The sequence below is a fragment of the Iodobacter sp. CM08 genome (assembly GCF_033446605.1).
GTDB lineage: Bacteria > Pseudomonadota > Gammaproteobacteria > Burkholderiales > Chitinibacteraceae > Iodobacter.
Map to the genome: position 1 here is coordinate 75,261 of NZ_JAWQUO010000015.1, position 17,100 is coordinate 92,360.

General features: G+C 47.7%; 11 protein-coding genes and 1 tRNA gene. 6 read left to right on the plus strand and 6 right to left on the minus strand.

Annotation, left to right across the window (positions count from 1 at the left end):
* Positions 1-33: 33 nt before the first annotated feature.
* Positions 34-384 carry a DUF4870 domain-containing protein gene (locus R6242_RS10465; RefSeq protein ID WP_318426488.1) on the plus strand — a complete coding sequence of 117 codons (351 nt, stop codon included), beginning with the start codon at positions 34-36 and terminating at the stop codon, positions 382-384.
* A 214-nt stretch (positions 385-598) separates the two neighbouring features.
* Here R6242_RS10465 and dnaJ read toward each other — a convergent pair whose 3' ends face one another.
* Entirely contained in the window at positions 599-1,726 is a 1,128-nt protein-coding gene (gene dnaJ, locus R6242_RS10470; RefSeq protein WP_130105749.1) for a molecular chaperone DnaJ, read from the minus strand.
* 696 nt (positions 1,727-2,422) lie between these two features.
* Here dnaJ and R6242_RS10475 point away from each other — a divergent pair.
* Entirely contained in the window at positions 2,423-4,042 is a 1,620-nt protein-coding gene (locus tag R6242_RS10475) for a methyl-accepting chemotaxis protein (protein WP_318426491.1), read from the plus strand.
* A gap of 310 nt (positions 4,043-4,352) precedes the next feature.
* On the plus strand, positions 4,353-5,984 hold the full coding sequence (locus tag R6242_RS10480; RefSeq protein WP_318426493.1) for a methyl-accepting chemotaxis protein: 1,632 nt from the start codon (positions 4,353-4,355) through the stop codon (positions 5,982-5,984).
* Positions 5,985-6,047: 63 nt separating this feature from the next.
* On the opposite strand, the gene dnaK is transcribed toward R6242_RS10480, so the two are convergent.
* A complete protein-coding gene (gene dnaK / locus R6242_RS10485; RefSeq protein WP_293935747.1) occupies positions 6,048-7,979 on the minus strand; it encodes a molecular chaperone DnaK in 1,932 nt (643 codons plus the stop codon).
* Positions 7,980-8,102: 123 nt separating this feature from the next.
* Positions 8,103-8,648 carry a nucleotide exchange factor GrpE gene (gene grpE, locus R6242_RS10490; RefSeq protein WP_318426495.1) on the minus strand — a complete coding sequence of 182 codons (546 nt, stop codon included), beginning with the start codon at positions 8,646-8,648 and terminating at the stop codon, positions 8,103-8,105.
* Between the two features lie 547 nt (positions 8,649-9,195).
* Here grpE and aceA point away from each other — a divergent pair.
* Complete coding sequence (gene aceA / locus R6242_RS10495; protein WP_293935745.1) at positions 9,196-10,476, plus strand: isocitrate lyase; 1,281 nt, start codon at positions 9,196-9,198, stop codon at positions 10,474-10,476.
* Between the two features lie 152 nt (positions 10,477-10,628).
* Positions 10,629-12,215 (plus strand): malate synthase A, encoded by a 1,587-nt coding sequence (aceB, locus tag R6242_RS10500; RefSeq protein ID WP_318426498.1) that lies wholly within the window; start codon positions 10,629-10,631, stop codon positions 12,213-12,215.
* A gap of 531 nt (positions 12,216-12,746) precedes the next feature.
* Here the strand turns inward: aceB and mltF are convergent.
* On the minus strand, positions 12,747-14,204 hold the full coding sequence (gene mltF / locus R6242_RS10505) for a membrane-bound lytic murein transglycosylase MltF (protein ID WP_318426500.1): 1,458 nt from the start codon (positions 14,202-14,204) through the stop codon (positions 12,747-12,749).
* Between the two features lie 107 nt (positions 14,205-14,311).
* Here mltF and R6242_RS10510 point away from each other — a divergent pair.
* Positions 14,312-14,401: transfer RNA gene (locus tag R6242_RS10510), tRNA-Ser, on the plus strand.
* Between the two features lie 102 nt (positions 14,402-14,503).
* Here R6242_RS10510 and pabC read toward each other — a convergent pair.
* Both pabC and R6242_RS10520 read right to left on the minus strand, forming a co-directional pair.
* Entirely contained in the window at positions 14,504-15,355 is an 852-nt protein-coding gene (pabC, locus tag R6242_RS10515; RefSeq protein ID WP_318426502.1) for an aminodeoxychorismate lyase, read from the minus strand.
* A gap of 416 nt (positions 15,356-15,771) precedes the next feature.
* Positions 15,772-17,085 carry an aminodeoxychorismate synthase component I gene (locus tag R6242_RS10520; RefSeq protein ID WP_318426504.1) on the minus strand — a complete coding sequence of 438 codons (1,314 nt, stop codon included), beginning with the start codon at positions 17,083-17,085 and terminating at the stop codon, positions 15,772-15,774.
* Between the last annotated feature and the right edge of the window lie 15 nt (positions 17,086-17,100).

The window sequence follows — 17,100 nt, forward strand, 5'->3', positions numbered from 1 at the left end:
GAATGAGTTTTCTGCCTCGTGATCGAGACCAAGATGGATGAAAATCAATTTCCAGTCACCACCCCCGTAAAGTCTGACTCCAATACCATCGCGGCACTGACTTGGGTGGGGAGTATTTTCTTTGGCTTTATCCCTGCACTTATCGTCTTTTTGCTTAAAAAAGACGATCATTTTGTGCAAGAGCATGCAAAAGAAGCGCTTAATTGGTCTATTACCGTGATGATAGGCTATGCCATTAGCGCGGTATTAACCGTTATTTTAGTAGGCTTTTTAGGCATATTTTTACTTGGGCTGGCCAATGTGGTGTTTTGCATTATTGCCGCAATCAGCGCCAGTAAAGGTGAAGCCTACCGCCTACCTTATGTGTTCCGCTTAATCAAATAAGTACTCTGCAATACATTTTCCAACCTTATGCCAATCTAGTTCGTCATTCCCGCGCAGGCGGGAATCTAGCCAGCTGGATTCCCGATAAAGACACTCGGGAATGACGATGGATACTTATGGCTGGCCACTTCAGCGCGCTTAAAGCAAAAAGGCCAGTGCATTTTCAAGCACTGGCCTTTTTATTAAGTGGATATGATTTAACTATTCCACTTTATTATGAAGCGAAAAAATCTTTTACTTTATCCATGAACGATTTAGCCCGTGGATTATGCTTATCAGAATCGCCTTGGCTGATTTCTTCAAACTCTTTTAGCAATTCTTTTTGACGCGCAGTCAGTTTAACCGGCGTTTCCAAAATCACATGACACATTAAATCGCCGGTAATGGCGCTGCGTACGCCTTTAATCCCCTTGCTACGCAGGCGGAACTGCTGGCCACTTTGCGTTTCTGCAGGGATAGTAATCCGCGCTTTGCCATCCAGCGTAGGGATTTCAATTTCCCCGCCCAAGGCCGCAATGGTAAAGCTGATCGGCATTTCGCAATGCAGATCATTGCCATCACGCTGAAACACCGAATGCGCCTTCACATGAATGACCACGTACAGATCGCCAGATGGGCCACCATTTACGCCGGCTTCGCCTTCGCCGCTTAAGCGAATACGATCGCCTTCATCCACACCAACGGGGATTTTCACTGCCAGTGTTTTATGCGTGCTGACGCGGCCAGTGCCCGAGCAAGGGCGGCATGGATCAGGGATGTACTTACCGCTACCGTGACAGGTTGGGCACGTCTGCTGCAGGCTAAAGAAGCCTTGTGACACGCGCACTTGACCGTGGCCGCCGCAGGTGTGGCAAGTTTTAGCCTGAGTGCCCGCCTTAGCCCCACTGCCGTGGCAGCTGCCACATTCTTCATGCGAAGGAATCTTGATCTGACGCTCTACGCCGCGCGCCGCTTCTTCTAAGCTAATTTCTAAGTTATAGCGCAGGTCTGCACCACGATAAACATTAGAGCGCCCACCGCGATTACCGCCGCCTTGGCCAAAAATATCGCCAAAGATATCAGAAAACGCATCTCCAAAGCCTGCTCCACCGCCACCACCGCCCATGCCTGATTGTTGATCAAGGCCAGCATGGCCGTATTGATCGTAGGCCGCACGTTTTTGCGCGTCGGATAAAACCTCGTAGGCTTCTTTACCCTCTTTAAATTTTTCTTCCGCATCCTTTGCATCAGGGTTACGGTCTGGGTGGTACTTCATTGCCAGTTTGCGATACGCTTTTTTAATCTCGTCATCACCCGCATCGCGGTTCACACCTAGCGTGTCGTAAAAATCTTTTTTAGCCATCTTTTTAATCCTGCACAGCAGGCTGCGCCCTGAATTCATCAACTGATTGCACATGGGGGCGAAGCACTCAATCTACAAGCCCCAGCAAAAAGATTAAGCAGCAGCAACTCAAGCCAGATGAGTAAGGAGCAGATTGCCAGTAAACATTGCCATAATTTTTAAAAACCTATAACTGATTATGCATACCTCTTGTTCAAACGCCTCATAAGCATCGTAAGTCAGGTGAGCCCCGCATCTTTATTGAGTATTGCTCACAGGTTTCACCCACGCTATAAATACAAAAACAGCAAACAGCGTGCAACTCTAAAAGAATGATTTGCATAGGCGCTATTAAGCAAAAGGCATAATGAGTAAAAAGTTTATTTCAGCCAAACAATATCATAAAATAAAATTATCCATTGGTAATTATAAAATTATCATTTAATTTACCACTCACAATATAATTGTCACAAAAAATCCGTGCCATCTCAATCTAAGCTAGAAACCTCTTATCAATAAACTATGCTGACTAAGCAGAAATAACCACGCTTAATAAATTACAAACCAATTTTAAACATATACCCTTCTTTAGCTCCCTCATTGCTAAGATTTTACCGCCTAGGATTATTCATTAGCAAGTAGCTTGAATCCGCTCTCTATTTCAGCTATCAATAGCAAGAGCAATGTTTTCCTTACTTATATACAACAGGAACCAACATGATTCTTCTTCGCGAATACTCAATTTTTAAAAGACTGATTTCAGGCTTCCTACTGTGCTCCTTGCTAACACTCATAGTTGGTGTGTTAGGAATACTTGCTACCAAAGATATGTTTGATGAATCAATAAATATGTACGATAACCAGCTTGTGCCGATTATGGATCTAGCCAACGCCAATATGGAAGCGATTTATCATAACCGTACTCTTTATGCCCATGCTTTAGAATCTGATGATAAAAAAATGGATCTTATTCTTCAATCCATGAGCGAGCATGAAAAAAAATATAATGCCCTAATAGATAAATACCGTTCCACCAGCTTAACCCCCACTGAAAAAGAGCTATTAAAAAAAGCCGATGATTTTTGGCCAGCGTATATCAAAGCGGCCCAAGCAGCTATCGCAGCAGGGCGAGCCAAGGATAGTAAGCTTGCTTCTGAATTAATAGCCAATCAAGTGCACGCTGTCTTTCAGACCCTTGATAACAACTTAAGCGAATTAGTTAATTTCAATAAAAAACTCGCTGAATTATCTTTAGAAAAAAGTAAAACTCATATGCATTTTGTAATTATCAAAGCGATACTCATTACCGCAGCAGCCATTGTTCTTAGCTTTGTTCTGGGCAAAAAAATTGCATCCAGCATTAATGATCCATTAGAAAGCGTGCAAGAATCACTGCGCTTAATTAGCCAAGGTAATTTGGGCTCTAACATCAAAATCACCGGGCATGACGAACTCACCATCATGCAAACCGCCTTACAGCATATGCAAAAAGAGCTATCAGTAACGATTGCCCATGTGATTCATGAAAGTGATGAACTACTCACCATGAGTAGTGCCCTTGCCACCGCAGCGGAGCAAGTTGCCACCAGCTCGCAATTACAATCAGAATCAGCCGCATCCTCTGCTGCAGGCGTAGAACAACTTTCCGGCAGCATTGATAGCGTATTTTTAAGCGCAGCCACTGCCAATGAACAAGCGGGTGAAGCAGGCCAGCTTGCCAATTCAGGCACTGCCGAAGTGAGCCACTCCGCCCATTTAATTCGCGAGGTATTAGAAGGTGTTAATGCCAAGCTAATTGAACTAGAAAAAAGCTCAATTCAAATTGGCAGCATCGCCGTTATTATTAAAGATGTGGCCGATCAAACCAATCTATTGGCTTTAAATGCCGCTATTGAAGCCGCCCGAGCTGGAGAGCAAGGCCGTGGCTTTGCTGTGGTGGCCGATGAAGTACGTAAACTGGCCGAGCGCACCACCCACTCCGCAATGGAAATCACAAGTATGGTTGCTGGTTTTGGAGGGCAGAGTGCTTTATCGGGCAAATCATCGGGCAATCACTTTGAAAAAGTTGCGATTGCTTCTGATCAAACCAACAAGGTTATGGAACAAATCAAGCTAGAGTCAGGCAAGGTACAAGAGGCGGTAAGGGATATTTCTACAGCTATTTTTCAACAAAAATCAGTAAGTAGCGATTTGGCGCAAAATGTCGAAAAAATTGCCCAAATGGCCGAAGAAAATAGCGCAGCTGTACAAGAGGTCGCCAGCTCATCCAGTATGCTACTTAAACTTGCCGGTAGCTTAAAACAAGCAATGAGCCGATTTACATTGCTTGGGGCTTAATCAAATAGCAAAGATAAGCTAATACATAAAAAACACAAAAATCACGAACATAGACTGTATTACTAAGTTGTACGACATAAGCTATTAAATATAGAGTGAAGCCATAAATACAAGATGGGTGCTGAGCAATGTGCAGCACCGTGTGAGAGCGATCTGGCATAACATGAATAGCGCCTTTCAAAAGGCCAGCTGGCAAAACCATAAGATAATAATCAAAAGCCCCACCTTTGATGACTTGTAGTTTGCACAAGCCAACTAAAGTTGCTATGAATACCTAATGTATTTCCTTACAAAGAAAAGAGGTTTGATCATGAGTTTTTTAAGTAACTTTGCTATTTCAACTAGGCTCATTATCGGATTTTTACTTTGCGCCCTTTTAACGCTCATCTTGGGCATTTTAGGCTTTCAGGGGGCGGCATCCATGCAGCATCTGACTCTGGAAATGCACGATAATGAGCTGCTGCCTGTAATCACAGTAGCCAATGCCAATATGGCGGCCATATATCATCACCGTGCGCTCTATGCCTATGCTCTTGAGCCTGATGACGCAAAAATGGCTAAAATAAAAGACCGCATAAGCACCCAAGAAGCAAAAATGAAAACACTGCTCGATCAATACCGAGCGACTGATTTAAGCCCAGAAGAAAAAGTACTGCTAAAAAAAATTGATGATCAATGGCCCAAATACCTTGAAGCCGCTAAGCCAGCCATGGCAGCGGCTCTGGTCAATGACTTCAAACTCGCTTCAGAACTCCTGACTAGTGGCGTTGCCCCTGCATTTCAGATTGTAGATGATGACTTAAGTGCCTTAGTTGATTTGAATAGAAAACTCTCAGACGATGCACTTGTCTCTAGCGCCAACGAGCTAGCCGCTATAAAAACCAAATCTATTGTTCTTACTTTGATTGCTGTTGCATTAGGCATTGCGCTGGGGCTTGTTTTAACCAAAAGCATTACCACTCCGGTTGCCCATGTGCGTAGCGCTTTAGACCGCATTAGTCATGGTGATTTAAGCGGACATATTGATGTGGAGGGCAACGATGAATTGGCCAGCATGCAAAAAGATTTATCAAAAATGCAGGCCGATTTAAAAGCCACCATTCAGGGAATTATCCGCAATAGTGATGAGCTAGTTAATATGTCTGACCTGCTAGCCAGTGCCTCACAGCAAGTTGCCATTAGCTCCCAAACCCAATCAGAATCTGCCTCTTCATCTGCAGCAGGGGTAGAGCAATTAACCGTCAGTATTGATAGTGTTTCTGCCAGTGCAACTGAAGCAAACCAGCAGGCCAGTGAGGCGGGGCTGCTGGCTAATTCCGGCAGTGAAGAAGTCAAAAAATCAAATACGCTTATTGATAACGTATTAGAAAACGTCAATAGCACCGGTGCACATATTGCTGATTTAGAGCAAAGCTCGATCCATATCGGCAATATTGCAACCGTCATTAAAGATGTAGCCGATCAAACTAATTTATTAGCCTTAAATGCCGCCATTGAAGCCGCTCGTGCTGGGGAGCAAGGCCGAGGCTTTGCTGTGGTAGCTGACGAGGTAAGAAAACTAGCGGAGCGCACCACCAGCTCTGCACAAGAGATCACCGGCATGATTCAAACCATCCAACAAGGAACGCGTGCAGCGGTAAGCGGCATGCAATCTAGCCAAGAAAGTGTAAGCCAAGTCTCTAGCGCATCAGGGCGCACTAATCAGGTGATGGATCAAATCAAAGCGGGCTCCATCAAGGTGCAAACCTCGATCAACGATATTGCCTCCGCCTTATCTCAACAACGCTCAGTAAGCACCGATCTCGCTCAAAATGTGGAGCGCATTGCACAAATGGCCGAGGAAAACCGCGCCGCAGTAGAAGAGGTTGCCAATTCATCGAACAAGCTGGTGCAATTAGCCAATGGCTTAAAACAATCTATCAGCCGATTTAAACTCAGCTAAATCTCGCTGGCAAAAAAACAGGCCCGCATCAGCGGGCCTGTTTTTCATTTAAATAAGCAGTGCTTATTTATCTTTTACTTCAGTGAATTCAGCATCAACTACATTGCCGTCATCTTTTTTAGCATCTGCTTCAGGGCCAGCTGCGCCAGCCGCTGCTGCACCTTCAGGCTGCTGTGCGTACATTTGCTCAGCTAATTTGTGCGATGCTTCAGTCAGCGTGGCTGTTGCCGCTTCGATCTTTTCTTTATCGTCCGCGTGGTCTTTCAGTACCAGCTCAACTTCGGCCATGGCCGCTTCAATCTTGGCTTTTTCGTCCGCGCCAATCTTATCGCCAAATTCGGCCAGTGATTTTTTCACCGAGTGCACCATGCCATCTGCTTGGTTGCGAGCACCTACCAATTCAGTCAGCTTCTTGTCTTCTTCGGCATTTAGCTCAGCATCGCGAACCATTGCTTCGATTTCAGCTTCGGATAAACCGCTAGAAGCTTGAATGGTGATGCGCGCTTCTTTGCCGCTAGCCTTATCTTTAGCGCCTACGTGCAAGATACCGTTGGCATCAATATCAAAGGTCACTTCAACCTGTGGCACACCGCGTGCTGCGGGTGGAATATCGCCAAGGTTAAATTGGCCTAGGCTCTTATTCGCCGAAGCGCGTTCACGCTCACCTTGCAATACGTGGATGGTTACTGCGGTTTGGTTGTCTTCTGCAGTAGAAAACACTTGCGATGCCTTAGTCGGAATCGTGGTGTTTTTCTTGATCAGCTTAGTCAAGATGCCACCCATGGTTTCAATACCCAGCGACAACGGTGTAACGTCCAGCAGCAATACGTCAGTGCGATCGCCAGACAATACGGAACCTTGCAATGCAGCACCTACAGCAACGGCTTCGTCTGGATTCACGTCACGACGTGCTTCTTTACCGAAGAATTCTTTAACTTTATCTTGCACCATAGGCATGCGGGTCTGACCGCCAACCAAGATGATGTCATCGATATCAGTAATTTTTAGGCCAGCGTCTTGCAATGCAATGCGGCAAGGCTCAATGGTGCGTGCCACTAAATCTTCAACCAAGCTTTCGTACTTAGCGCGAGTAATTTTCAGCGTTAAGTGCTTAGGGCCTGACGCATCCATCGTTACGTACGGCAGGTTGATTTCTGTTTGTGTGGTGGACGACAATTCAATTTTGGCTTTTTCCGCCGCTTCTTTCAGGCGTTGCAGCGCCATTACGTCTTGCTTCAGGTTAATACCTGTGTCTTTCTTGAATTCATCAATGATGTAATCAATGATGCGTTGGTCGAAATCTTCACCACCCAAGAAAGTATCGCCATTGGTAGCCAATACTTCAAATTGCTTATCGCCATCTACATCAGCAATTTCGATGATGGATACGTCGAATGTACCGCCACCCAGGTCATACACAGCAATCTTGCTGTCGCCTTTTTCGTGCTTATCCATACCAAAAGCCAGCGCAGCGGCTGTTGGCTCATTGATAATACGTTTTACATCCAAGCCCGCGATACGGCCAGCGTCTTTAGTTGCTTGGCGTTGTGCATCGTTAAAGTAAGCAGGCACGGTTACAACCGCTTCTGTTACTTCTTCGCCAAGGTAATCTTCGGCGGTTTTCTTCATCTTGCGCAGTACTTCTGCGGAGATTTGTGGCGGGGCCATTTTTTTGTCGCGTACCGAAATCCATGCGTCGCCGTTGTCGGCTTTAACAATGGCAAAAGGCATCAGGTCGATGTCTTTTTGTACTTCTTTATCTTCAAACTTGCGGCCAATCAAACGCTTTACCGCGTACAAAGTATTTTTTGGATTGGTTACAGCCTGACGCTTAGCTGGAGCACCAACCAAGATTTCACCGTCTTCTTGATAAGCAATAATAGACGGCGTTGTACGTGTGCCTTCAGCGTTTTCGATTACTTTAGGCTGGCCATTTTCAAACACTGCCACGCAAGAGTTTGTTGTGCCTAAGTCAATACCAATCATCTTTGCCATTTTTAATTTTTCCTTGTCTTCGCTTGCCCTTAGGCAGCGGTAAATTAACAACCATGTTTACAAAATGGGGATGCCACAAACATTTTCAAGTAGGGGCACGGCATGCCGTGCCCATTCATAAAATTACTTCGCCGCTGAAACCATCACCATCGCAGGGCGAATCACGCGGCCAGCTAACTCATAGCCTTTTTGCATGACTTGCACCACGGTGTTCGCCTCGCTTTCGCTTGGCACCATCGCAATCGCTTGGTGCTTATGCGGGTCTAGCTTGTCACCCATTGGGTTAATTTCGATCAATTGCGATTTCTCAAACGCCGCAGTGAGCTGCTTTAAAGTGAGTTCCACGCCATTTTTCAGGGCATCGACATCACCGGTTTGATCGCTCAACGCCATTTCTAGCGAATCTTTTACCGCCAGCAATTCCATCGCAAATTTCTCAACCGCAAATTTGCGGGCTTTGTCGATTTCTTCAAGTGCACGGCGGCGATTATTTTCTGCCTCAGCCTTGGCATACAGCACGTCTTGACGGGCTTTCTCAATATCTGCAGTTGCAGTGGCTAACTGTGCATCTAAAGTATTACTTTCGCTAGATGCTTCAAGGCTCGCATCAACAGCTATATCAGCAGTGGCAGCCAATACTTCTTGTACTTGTTCAGTTTCGTTGCTCATAGGGAACTCCAGTCAAAACTATTTCAAACATGCAAAGGCAGATGGGGTTATCACGGAGCATTTCAAGAGCATAGATAGTAAGAGCGTGCAGTTTAAGTCTAGGAAATCAACTCAATACACCGCTGAGCACAGCGGTTTGAGCATTTTTATCCTTTTTTTCAGATGTTTTTTAGCTAATCTGCCACAAAAACACTCAAAAAATTTACATTTTTCTACGCAGTTTTTTCTTCAAACACCTGTTTAGCAGCATGTAGCTGACAAATAAAAATATATTAAAAACTACATTTATCCATTATTTTGCAACTTTATGCTTTTAAAACAGTCGTTTTAAGGTGGATTAATTCAAAGCTTATTTTCTTGTCATTTCAAGCACTTATTGACCACTACTTGACTCAATTCTTACTACAAAAAAAGTACATGAAAGCCCCAATATGTAGTCAACATTTTATAACTACAATCGAATGGTGCACTGCAAAATAACTCTGCAACACGGCTATAAAATGCTTTACTTAGACATGCAGCCCATCACCCATTAGGGAGTATTGTTATGAGTACGAAGGAACAAAAAATCCAAGCCATCCAGCAAGACTGGGATACTAACCCGCGCTGGAAAGGCATCACCCGCCCTTATACCGCCGCCGATGTAGAACGCCTGCGCGGTAGCGTGCAAGTGGAGCACACATTGGCCCGCCGAGGCGCAGAAAAGCTATGGTCTTTGCTTAACGAAACGCCTTATGTACACGCTTTAGGCGCGCTAACTGGCAACCAAGCCATGCAGCAAATTAAGGCTGGCTTAAAAGCGATTTATCTATCCGGCTGGCAAGTGGCCGCCGATGCAAACATCGCGGGTGAAATGTACCCAGACCAATCTCTCTACCCAGCCAACTCAGTGCCACTGGTGGTGCGCCGCATCAATAATACGCTGACCCGTGCCGACCAAATCAATCACGCCGAAGGCGACGACAGCATCGATTTTTACGCCCCTATCGTAGCCGACGCAGAAGCGGGCTTTGGCGGCGTGCTGAATGCGCACGAGCTGATGAAATCTATGATCGAAGCGGGTGCTGCTGGCGTTCACTTTGAAGACCAGCTGGCATCGGTTAAAAAATGCGGCCACATGGGCGGCAAAGTATTAGTGCCAACGCGTGAAGCGGTAGAAAAACTAGTTGCAGCGCGTTTTGCTGCCGACATCATGGGCGTGCCAACGCTAGTTGTTGCACGTACCGATGCAGAAGCGGCTGATTTGCTGACCTCCGATGTGGATGCCAACGATAAGCCATTTTGCACCGGCGAGCGCACCCCAGAAGGCTTCTACAAAACCACACCAGGTCTAGAGCAAGCGATCAGCCGTGGCCTAGCCTATGCTCCTTACGCTGATCTTATATGGTGTGAAACAGGTAAGCCAGATCTGGAATACGCACGTAAGTTTGCCTCGGCTATCCATGCGCAATTCCCTGGCAAATTGCTAGCCTATAACTGCTCACCATCGTTTAACTGGAAAAAGAATCTAGACGACGCCACCATCGCCACTTTCCAGGCGGAGCTAGGCAAGATGGGCTACAAATTCCAGTTTATTACCTTAGCGGGCTTCCACGCACTGAACTACGGCATGTTTAACCTTGCCCACGGCTACGCTCGCCGCGGCATGAGTGCCTTTGTTGAGCTGCAAGAATCCGAGTTTGCAGCAGCAGACCGTGGCTTTACCGCAGTGAAACATCAGCGTGAAGTAGGCACAGGCTACTTTGACTCGGTCACGCAAGTGATCCAGCAAGGCCAGTCTTCTACCACCGCACTGAAAGGCTCGACTGAAGAAGAGCAGTTTCATTAAAACCTAAAACCCAGCTCTTAAAACACGGAGGAAAAGGAGAACACGGAGAGCCACGGAGAAAACCCTCTTGGTTTTCTCCGTAAAACTTTGTGTCCTCCGTGTTCTCCGTGTTTCAAGGTTTGGGTTTTCCCTCTAAAAATAAGGGAAAGATCATGACCAACACACTAGCAGGCATTCAAGTTCTAGGGCCTGTCAGCTCGGCCTTTGCCCCTATTCTTACTCCCGATGCGCTGGCTTTTTTAGCTGAGCTGCACCGTAGTTTTGAGCCGCGCCGCCGTGAGCTGATGGCCGCTCGCGTCAATCGCCAAACCCGCATCGATGCGGGTGAAGTGCCTGATTTTTTACCCGACACCCAACATATCCGCGATGGCAATTGGAGCATCTCTGCCCTGCCCGCCGATTTGCTGGATAGGCGCACCGAAATCACCGGCCCAGTTGAGCGCAAGATGATGATTAATGCGCTGAACTCCGGTGCAAAATCGTTTATGGCCGATTTTGAAGACTCCAATACCCCTACTTGGGAAAACCAAGTTGAAGGCCAGATCAACGTCAAAGACGCTTACCGCAAAGAGCTCTCCTACCGCTCTGCGGAAGGCAAAGAATATAAACTTAATCCAGAAATCGCCACGCTGATTCTGCGCCCGCGTGGCTGGCATTTGATGGAAAAGCACATTGAAGTTGATGGCGAAATCATGTCGGGCTCGCTATTTGATTTTGGCCTCGCGGTTTTTCATAACCTTAAATATCGTCTAGCCCAAGGTACATCGTGTTATTTCTACCTGCCAAAAATGGAATCGCATTTAGAAGCACGGCTCTGGAATGATGTATTTACCTGGGCCGAGGCTGAGCTGGCCGCACCGCACGGCTGCATCAAGGGTACAGTCCTGATCGAAACCATCCTCGCCGCGTTTGAAATGGACGAGATCCTTTACGAGCTACGTGAGCACTCGGCAGGCCTGAATGCTGGCCGCTGGGATTACATCTTTAGCTGCATTAAGAAATTCCGCGTCAATACCGACTTCTGCCTCGCTAATCGCAGCCTAATCACCATGACTGTGCCATTTATGCGCGCTTATTCACTGCTGCTGATTAAAACCTGCCATCACCGCAATGCGCCAGCGATGGGAGGCATGAGCGCGGTCATCCCGATCAAAAACGACGAAGCCGCCAATGAAACAGCCATGCAGCAAGTGCGTGCCGACAAAGAGCGCGATGCCAATGATGGCTACGATGGCGGCTGGATCGCTCACCCAGGCCTGGTAGCGATCGCTCAGGCGGCCTTTGATAAGGTACTGGGCAGCAAACCCAATCAAATCAACAAGCAACGCCCTGATGTGCAGATTTCTGGCAGCGATTTACTCGATTTTCAGCCAAGCGCACCGATTACCGAGGCCGGCTTGCGCGGCAATATCAGCGTGGGCGTGCAATATTTAGCCGCGTGGATTTCCGGCCTTGGCTGCGTACCGATTCACAATCTAATGGAAGACGCCGCCACCGCAGAAATCAGCCGCTCGCAAATCTGGCAATGGATCAGATCACCCAAAGGCGTGCTCGACGATGGCCGCAAGGTTAGCAAGGAGTTGTTCCGCCAGTGGCTTCCTGAGGAGGTTGCCAAGATCCACACCAGCGGCCGCTTTGCCAGCACCCTAGATGAAGCCGCGCAGATGTTTGACGAGCTGACCACCAGCGAGGATTTTGTCGAGTTTCTGACTTTACCGGGCTATGAGCGTTTGAAGTAAGCTTTAATCTGTAAAAAATTAAAAAGGGAGCCAAGCGGCTCCCTTTTTTTAGACTAGGCAACTTACCCACACGAGCGTATCGCGACTCAACGCGTGGGCATAAAAACATGCCCACCCTACATAAGACTCACTATCACACCTAGCAAGCCGCAATTGTAGGGTGGGCAAAAAGCCTTACCTTGCCCAGGCCAGCCCACAGCGACTCAACGCTTAGGCATAAAAGCACGATTATATCTCTTGCTCAATGGACTCTGCGCAAATGGGTTTCTTGAGTGTTGGGCTTGGTTTTTGAATGTGTAGGGCGGGTGAAACCCGCGAGCGATGCTGAAGCAATACGCGGGTTTCACCCGCCCTACGATATTTATAATGAAATTGAGCAAGAGGCATAATCAGGTAAAACCATGCCCCCGCATAAGACTCGCTATCACGCCTACCAAGCTGCAATTGTAGGGTGGGCAAAAAGCCTTACCTTGCCCACGCCAGCGCACCGCGACTCAAAGCATGGGCATAAAGCACCCTAAGCCGTAAGGTTTACAAAGCCGCAGTACGAACCTGCTTAGCGGCCAGCACACGATTGTTGATATTTAGCGGTAAGTTATTTGGGTTTTGCACCACAACATTCTCGCTAAGTATCGGCATAGTGCTTTGCACAGGGCTTTCAAAGCGCACTAGGATGTCGTAATAAGTGCGTAGACGCTCAACAAAAATAACCGGCTCGCCACCACGGGCATAGCCGTATTTGGCCGATTTAAAGTACTGCGGATTACGCAGCAGTGGCAGCGTGGTTTTCACGTCTACCCAGCTATCTGGGTTCTTGCCTAGCTTCACGGCCAAGGCGCGTGCGTCGAGCAAGTGGCCAAGGCCTACGTTGTACGCGGCAAGGGCCAGCCAAGTGCGATCTGGCTCAGTAATGTTTTCTGCCAAGCTGTCTTTCATGGTTTGGATATAACGCGCCCCACCTTGAATACTTTGATAGGGATCTAGGCGGTTCACACCTAAGCGCTCAGCCGTATCGTTGGTCAGCATCATCATGCCGCGCACACCCGACATTGACACCGCCTCAGGATCCCACATCGATTCCTGATAAGACAGCGCGGCCACTAAGCGCCAATCTAAGCCGGTTTTTGTTTCCGCCTCTTTAAACCACTTTTTATAGCGTGGCAAAGTGGCTTTGCGCTTATCCAAAAACGCCATCGCATCAACTTGCGCAAGGCGATTCACATGGCCGTAATATCGATCGAGTAAGCTGCGCAGCTCACCATTTTTAGCTATTTTGCTAAAAAAGCCTTGGAACAAGCCATACAGCTCGCTATCGCCCTCAGGCACGGCCCAAGCCAACTGCTGAGCAGAGCCCATTTCACGGCTAATCGCCACTTTAGGGAAGTAATTTTGCGCAACATCAGCAGCGTGCGAGTCAACCATGGCGTAGCTAAGCTGACCATTGGCCACGCGCTCAATCAAATCTTCGCTATCACCATCTTCGACGATCTGCCAATTGAGATTGGGCTTGCTGACCTTTAGCTTATTCAGCGCCATCACATACTGTGGCAAGGTGCTAATCAAAGCCTCACCCGCTGTCAGCTCAGTTAAAACACTGCTGGCGGAGCGGCTGCTTGGGTAAACCAAGACAGGTTCAATGCTTTGGTAAGCAGGCCCAAATGCCAAGCCTGCTCCTTCAAAATCTTTTTGCACACCCACCGCAAAGTGAGCTTCATGCTGCTTTAGCCTGGATAACAACTCGGCATAGCTGTTGGTCACGATAAAACGCACCTTCAGCCCATTTGCTAGTGCAAAGCGAGTAACGAGGTCGTACTCCAAGCCTGCGTAATTGCCTTCAGCATCGACATAGAGTGTGGTCGGACCGTTTTGTACCAGTACGACGAGTTCTTGTGATTCTGCCCAAGGAAGAACCTGGTTGGAAGATTGCTGCGGCATATCGCCACAACCCGTTAGGACAACTGTTGCTAGAGCCATGAGCAAATGTTTCATGCGCATCCCGTTTGTTGATACCGGCCGCATTCTGCACTAATTCCTCCCTAAAGCACAAACTTTGCTTTGCCTTGGGTAAAAATTGCGCTAGAATTCGTCTCCTCTTTGGAGAGGTGGCAGAGTGGTTGAATGTACCTGACTCGAAATCAGGCGTACTCGCGAGAGTATCGGGGGTTCGAATCCCCCTCTCTCCTCCAGAATCAGTGAAAACGGCAAGCTTTCGGGCTTGCCGTTTTTGCGTTCTGATCCAACAAGGAGCGCCAGCATAAAGCCAAGCTTCTAGTCCACCCCAGTAAAAATTACCCTTTTGGCATATCCGGCAACTCAACAATCGCAAATTTTTCTAGCTGGCGCAAGTGATTCACGGCCTTCGATAGTAGAGCCTGTGCGGGGTGCGATGGAAAATGCTGATCGCATATATTGGCGACTGGCAATAATCCCACTAGGCTATTTGTTAGCCAAACAGCATCGGCTTTTTTGACTTCATCCAGCGTTAAAGCTCGCTTTTCTACCGCAAATCCATGTTGCAATGCAGCATTAAAAACCACCTCGCACATCACGCCATTTACCCCACTTTGATCCAATTTTGGGGTGAATAAATGGGTGTCGCATAAAACCAACACATTACTCATCACGCCTTCGATTACCAAGCCATCTCTATCCAACATCAGCCCTTCAAAAATACTTGGATCTTGCCATTCACGCCGCGCTAAAACATTTTCTAAACGATTCAAATGCTTAACCCCTGCTAAGGCAGGTTGCCAGCTAGCTCTTGTGCTGCAAACCCGCACATTGGCCCCCTGTTGATGCAATTCTTCAGGGTAGTTGGGCAAGGCAGCGGCCTGAACAATACGATTAATCTGTAGCGAATCAGGCGCGCCATAGCCACGGGCGGTTTCACCTCGAGTAATGATAATTTTCAGTGCCGCATCAATTGACGCAAGCTGGCGTAAGTCTTCAAGCAAGACGGCCTCAGTTGGGCAAGTCATACCCAAGGCGGCACAGTCCTGCTGTAAGCGTGTGTAATGTCGCTGCCAAAACTCAATTTGTCCACCTTCGCAGCGCAAGGTACGGAACACCCCGTCACCAAATTGAAACGCCCGATCAGCCATACTGATGGTGTCTTGTAGCTGCCCATTAAGCAATCGCATTCTTACACCGTTAAATATAAATGGTAAGGAAGTAGCTATACGTATCAAAAGCCATGTCATACAAAGTTAATAAGGTAGAACGGGTGAAACCTTTAATCGACATTGAAAAAAACGCGGGTTTCACCCGCCCTACGATGTTTCAACACTTGCAATAGATAGATCTAAGTTGATCGCCTAGAGTTTAACGATCAAAAAATTGCCTATCAATTTAAGCAAAATGCCATTCGTAGGGCGGGTGAAACCCGCGAGTGACATTGAAAAAAACGCGAGTTTCATCTGGCCTACGATGTTTCAATGCTTGCAATAGATAGATCTACGTTGATCGCCTAGAGTTTAACGATCAACAGTGCCCTTAAATTGATAGGACTGGAGTGAAATCCACCCTAAGAAAAACAAATCGCTTTGAAAGGCAGCGCCTATTCTTGCACGCCCAAAGCACGCAGTAAGCCACGCGCTTTGTGCCGAGTTTCTTGTAACTCACGCTCAGGATCTGAATCAATCACAATCCCTGCACCGGCTCTAAAATAGAGATGATCTTGTTTTTGCAAAAAGGTACGAATCAGGATATTTAGATCCATAGATCCATCTAAGTTGACGTAACCCAAGCTGCCCGTGTAAGCATAACGTGGCCTATCTTCTAGCTCTCTGATAATTTGCATGCAGCGAACCTTAGGGCAACCTGTAATGGTCCCGCCAGGGAACAGCGCTCTTAAGACATCTGCCGGTGTTTGGCCTGGCGTTAAAGTGCCACGGACATTGGATTCAATATGGTGCACAAAGGCGTAAGTGGCTACGGCCATCAGCTCATCCACTTTTACCGTGCCTGGCTGGCAGATGCGGCCCAAATCGTTGCGCTCTAGATCGACCAGCATAATATGCTCGGCACGCTCTTTGGGCGTAGCAAGTAGGCGCGCTTTTAGCTCGGCGTCTTCAATAGGATCGGAGGATCTAGGATGCGTACCTGCAATCGGGCGGGTTTCGACCTGATCGCCTTTTACTTTAACTAAACGCTCAGGAGATGAGCTCACCACTGCGCCATGCACGCCTAAATCTAGCAGGGTTGAAAATGGTGCTGGATTACGTACACGTAGGCTGGCAAATAGCTCAGCGGGGCTTAATGGCTGGGCCAATTGCACATCCCAGCCGCGCGATAAATTCACCTGAAAGACATCGCCTTCTCTTATATATATAAGAGCTTGCTCTGCGCCTTGTAAAAAGGCCGCTGGCTCGTCCTCGCTAATGGCTGCAATTTGCGGTAACGCGGGTTTAAATACAGGGCATGCGGCTAGCTTTTCTGCCAGCATCTCCAGCTCTTCTAAGGTTTCCGCCACTAACCAAGCTTGGCCAGAGGGGCGCTGTAATACAATGGCGGCAGGAATACGTAACAATGCCGCAACCGGAAAACCCGCTTCAAGCCGATGCGCCACGTGTGGCTCAAAGGTAGATAGCAGCTCGTAGCCTGCATAGGCAAACCACCCCCCCACAAAGGGCGCATCCGCAGGCAAATCTTCGGGACGAGCTAAATTCAGATTCAGCGGCAGTTCACGCAAATCACGGACAAAAGCATCCCCCTCATCCTCAGCATAGATACGCCGCTCCCGAGGTAGGGCAAATAAGATATCCCAACCCGCGTGGCCGCCACCTGTTTCAGCCAAAGCAGGAAAGCGTGCTGGATCACTGGCATGCAGTGCCAATAGGTCTGGAGTAGTTTGGAGAGATAAGCAGTACATAGGTCGTTTTCTAAC

Coding starts and splice junctions, on each gene's coding strand:
- R6242_RS10465 (WP_318426488.1), top strand. CDS start 34: ATGGATGAAAATCAATTTCCAGTCACCACCCCCGTAAAGTCTGACTCC.
- dnaJ (WP_130105749.1), bottom strand. CDS start 1,726: ATGGCTAAAAAAGATTTTTACGACACGCTAGGTGTGAACCGCGATGCG.
- R6242_RS10475 (WP_318426491.1), top strand. CDS start 2,423: ATGATTCTTCTTCGCGAATACTCAATTTTTAAAAGACTGATTTCAGGC.
- R6242_RS10480 (WP_318426493.1), top strand. CDS start 4,353: ATGAGTTTTTTAAGTAACTTTGCTATTTCAACTAGGCTCATTATCGGA.
- dnaK (WP_293935747.1), bottom strand. CDS start 7,979: ATGGCAAAGATGATTGGTATTGACTTAGGCACAACAAACTCTTGCGTG.
- grpE (WP_318426495.1), bottom strand. CDS start 8,648: ATGAGCAACGAAACTGAACAAGTACAAGAAGTATTGGCTGCCACTGCT.
- aceA (WP_293935745.1), top strand. CDS start 9,196: ATGAGTACGAAGGAACAAAAAATCCAAGCCATCCAGCAAGACTGGGAT.
- aceB (WP_318426498.1), top strand. CDS start 10,629: ATGACCAACACACTAGCAGGCATTCAAGTTCTAGGGCCTGTCAGCTCG.
- mltF (WP_318426500.1), bottom strand. CDS start 14,204: ATGAAACATTTGCTCATGGCTCTAGCAACAGTTGTCCTAACGGGTTGT.
- pabC (WP_318426502.1), bottom strand. CDS start 15,355: ATGCGATTGCTTAATGGGCAGCTACAAGACACCATCAGTATGGCTGAT.
- R6242_RS10520 (WP_318426504.1), bottom strand. CDS start 17,085: ATGTACTGCTTATCTCTCCAAACTACTCCAGACCTATTGGCACTGCAT.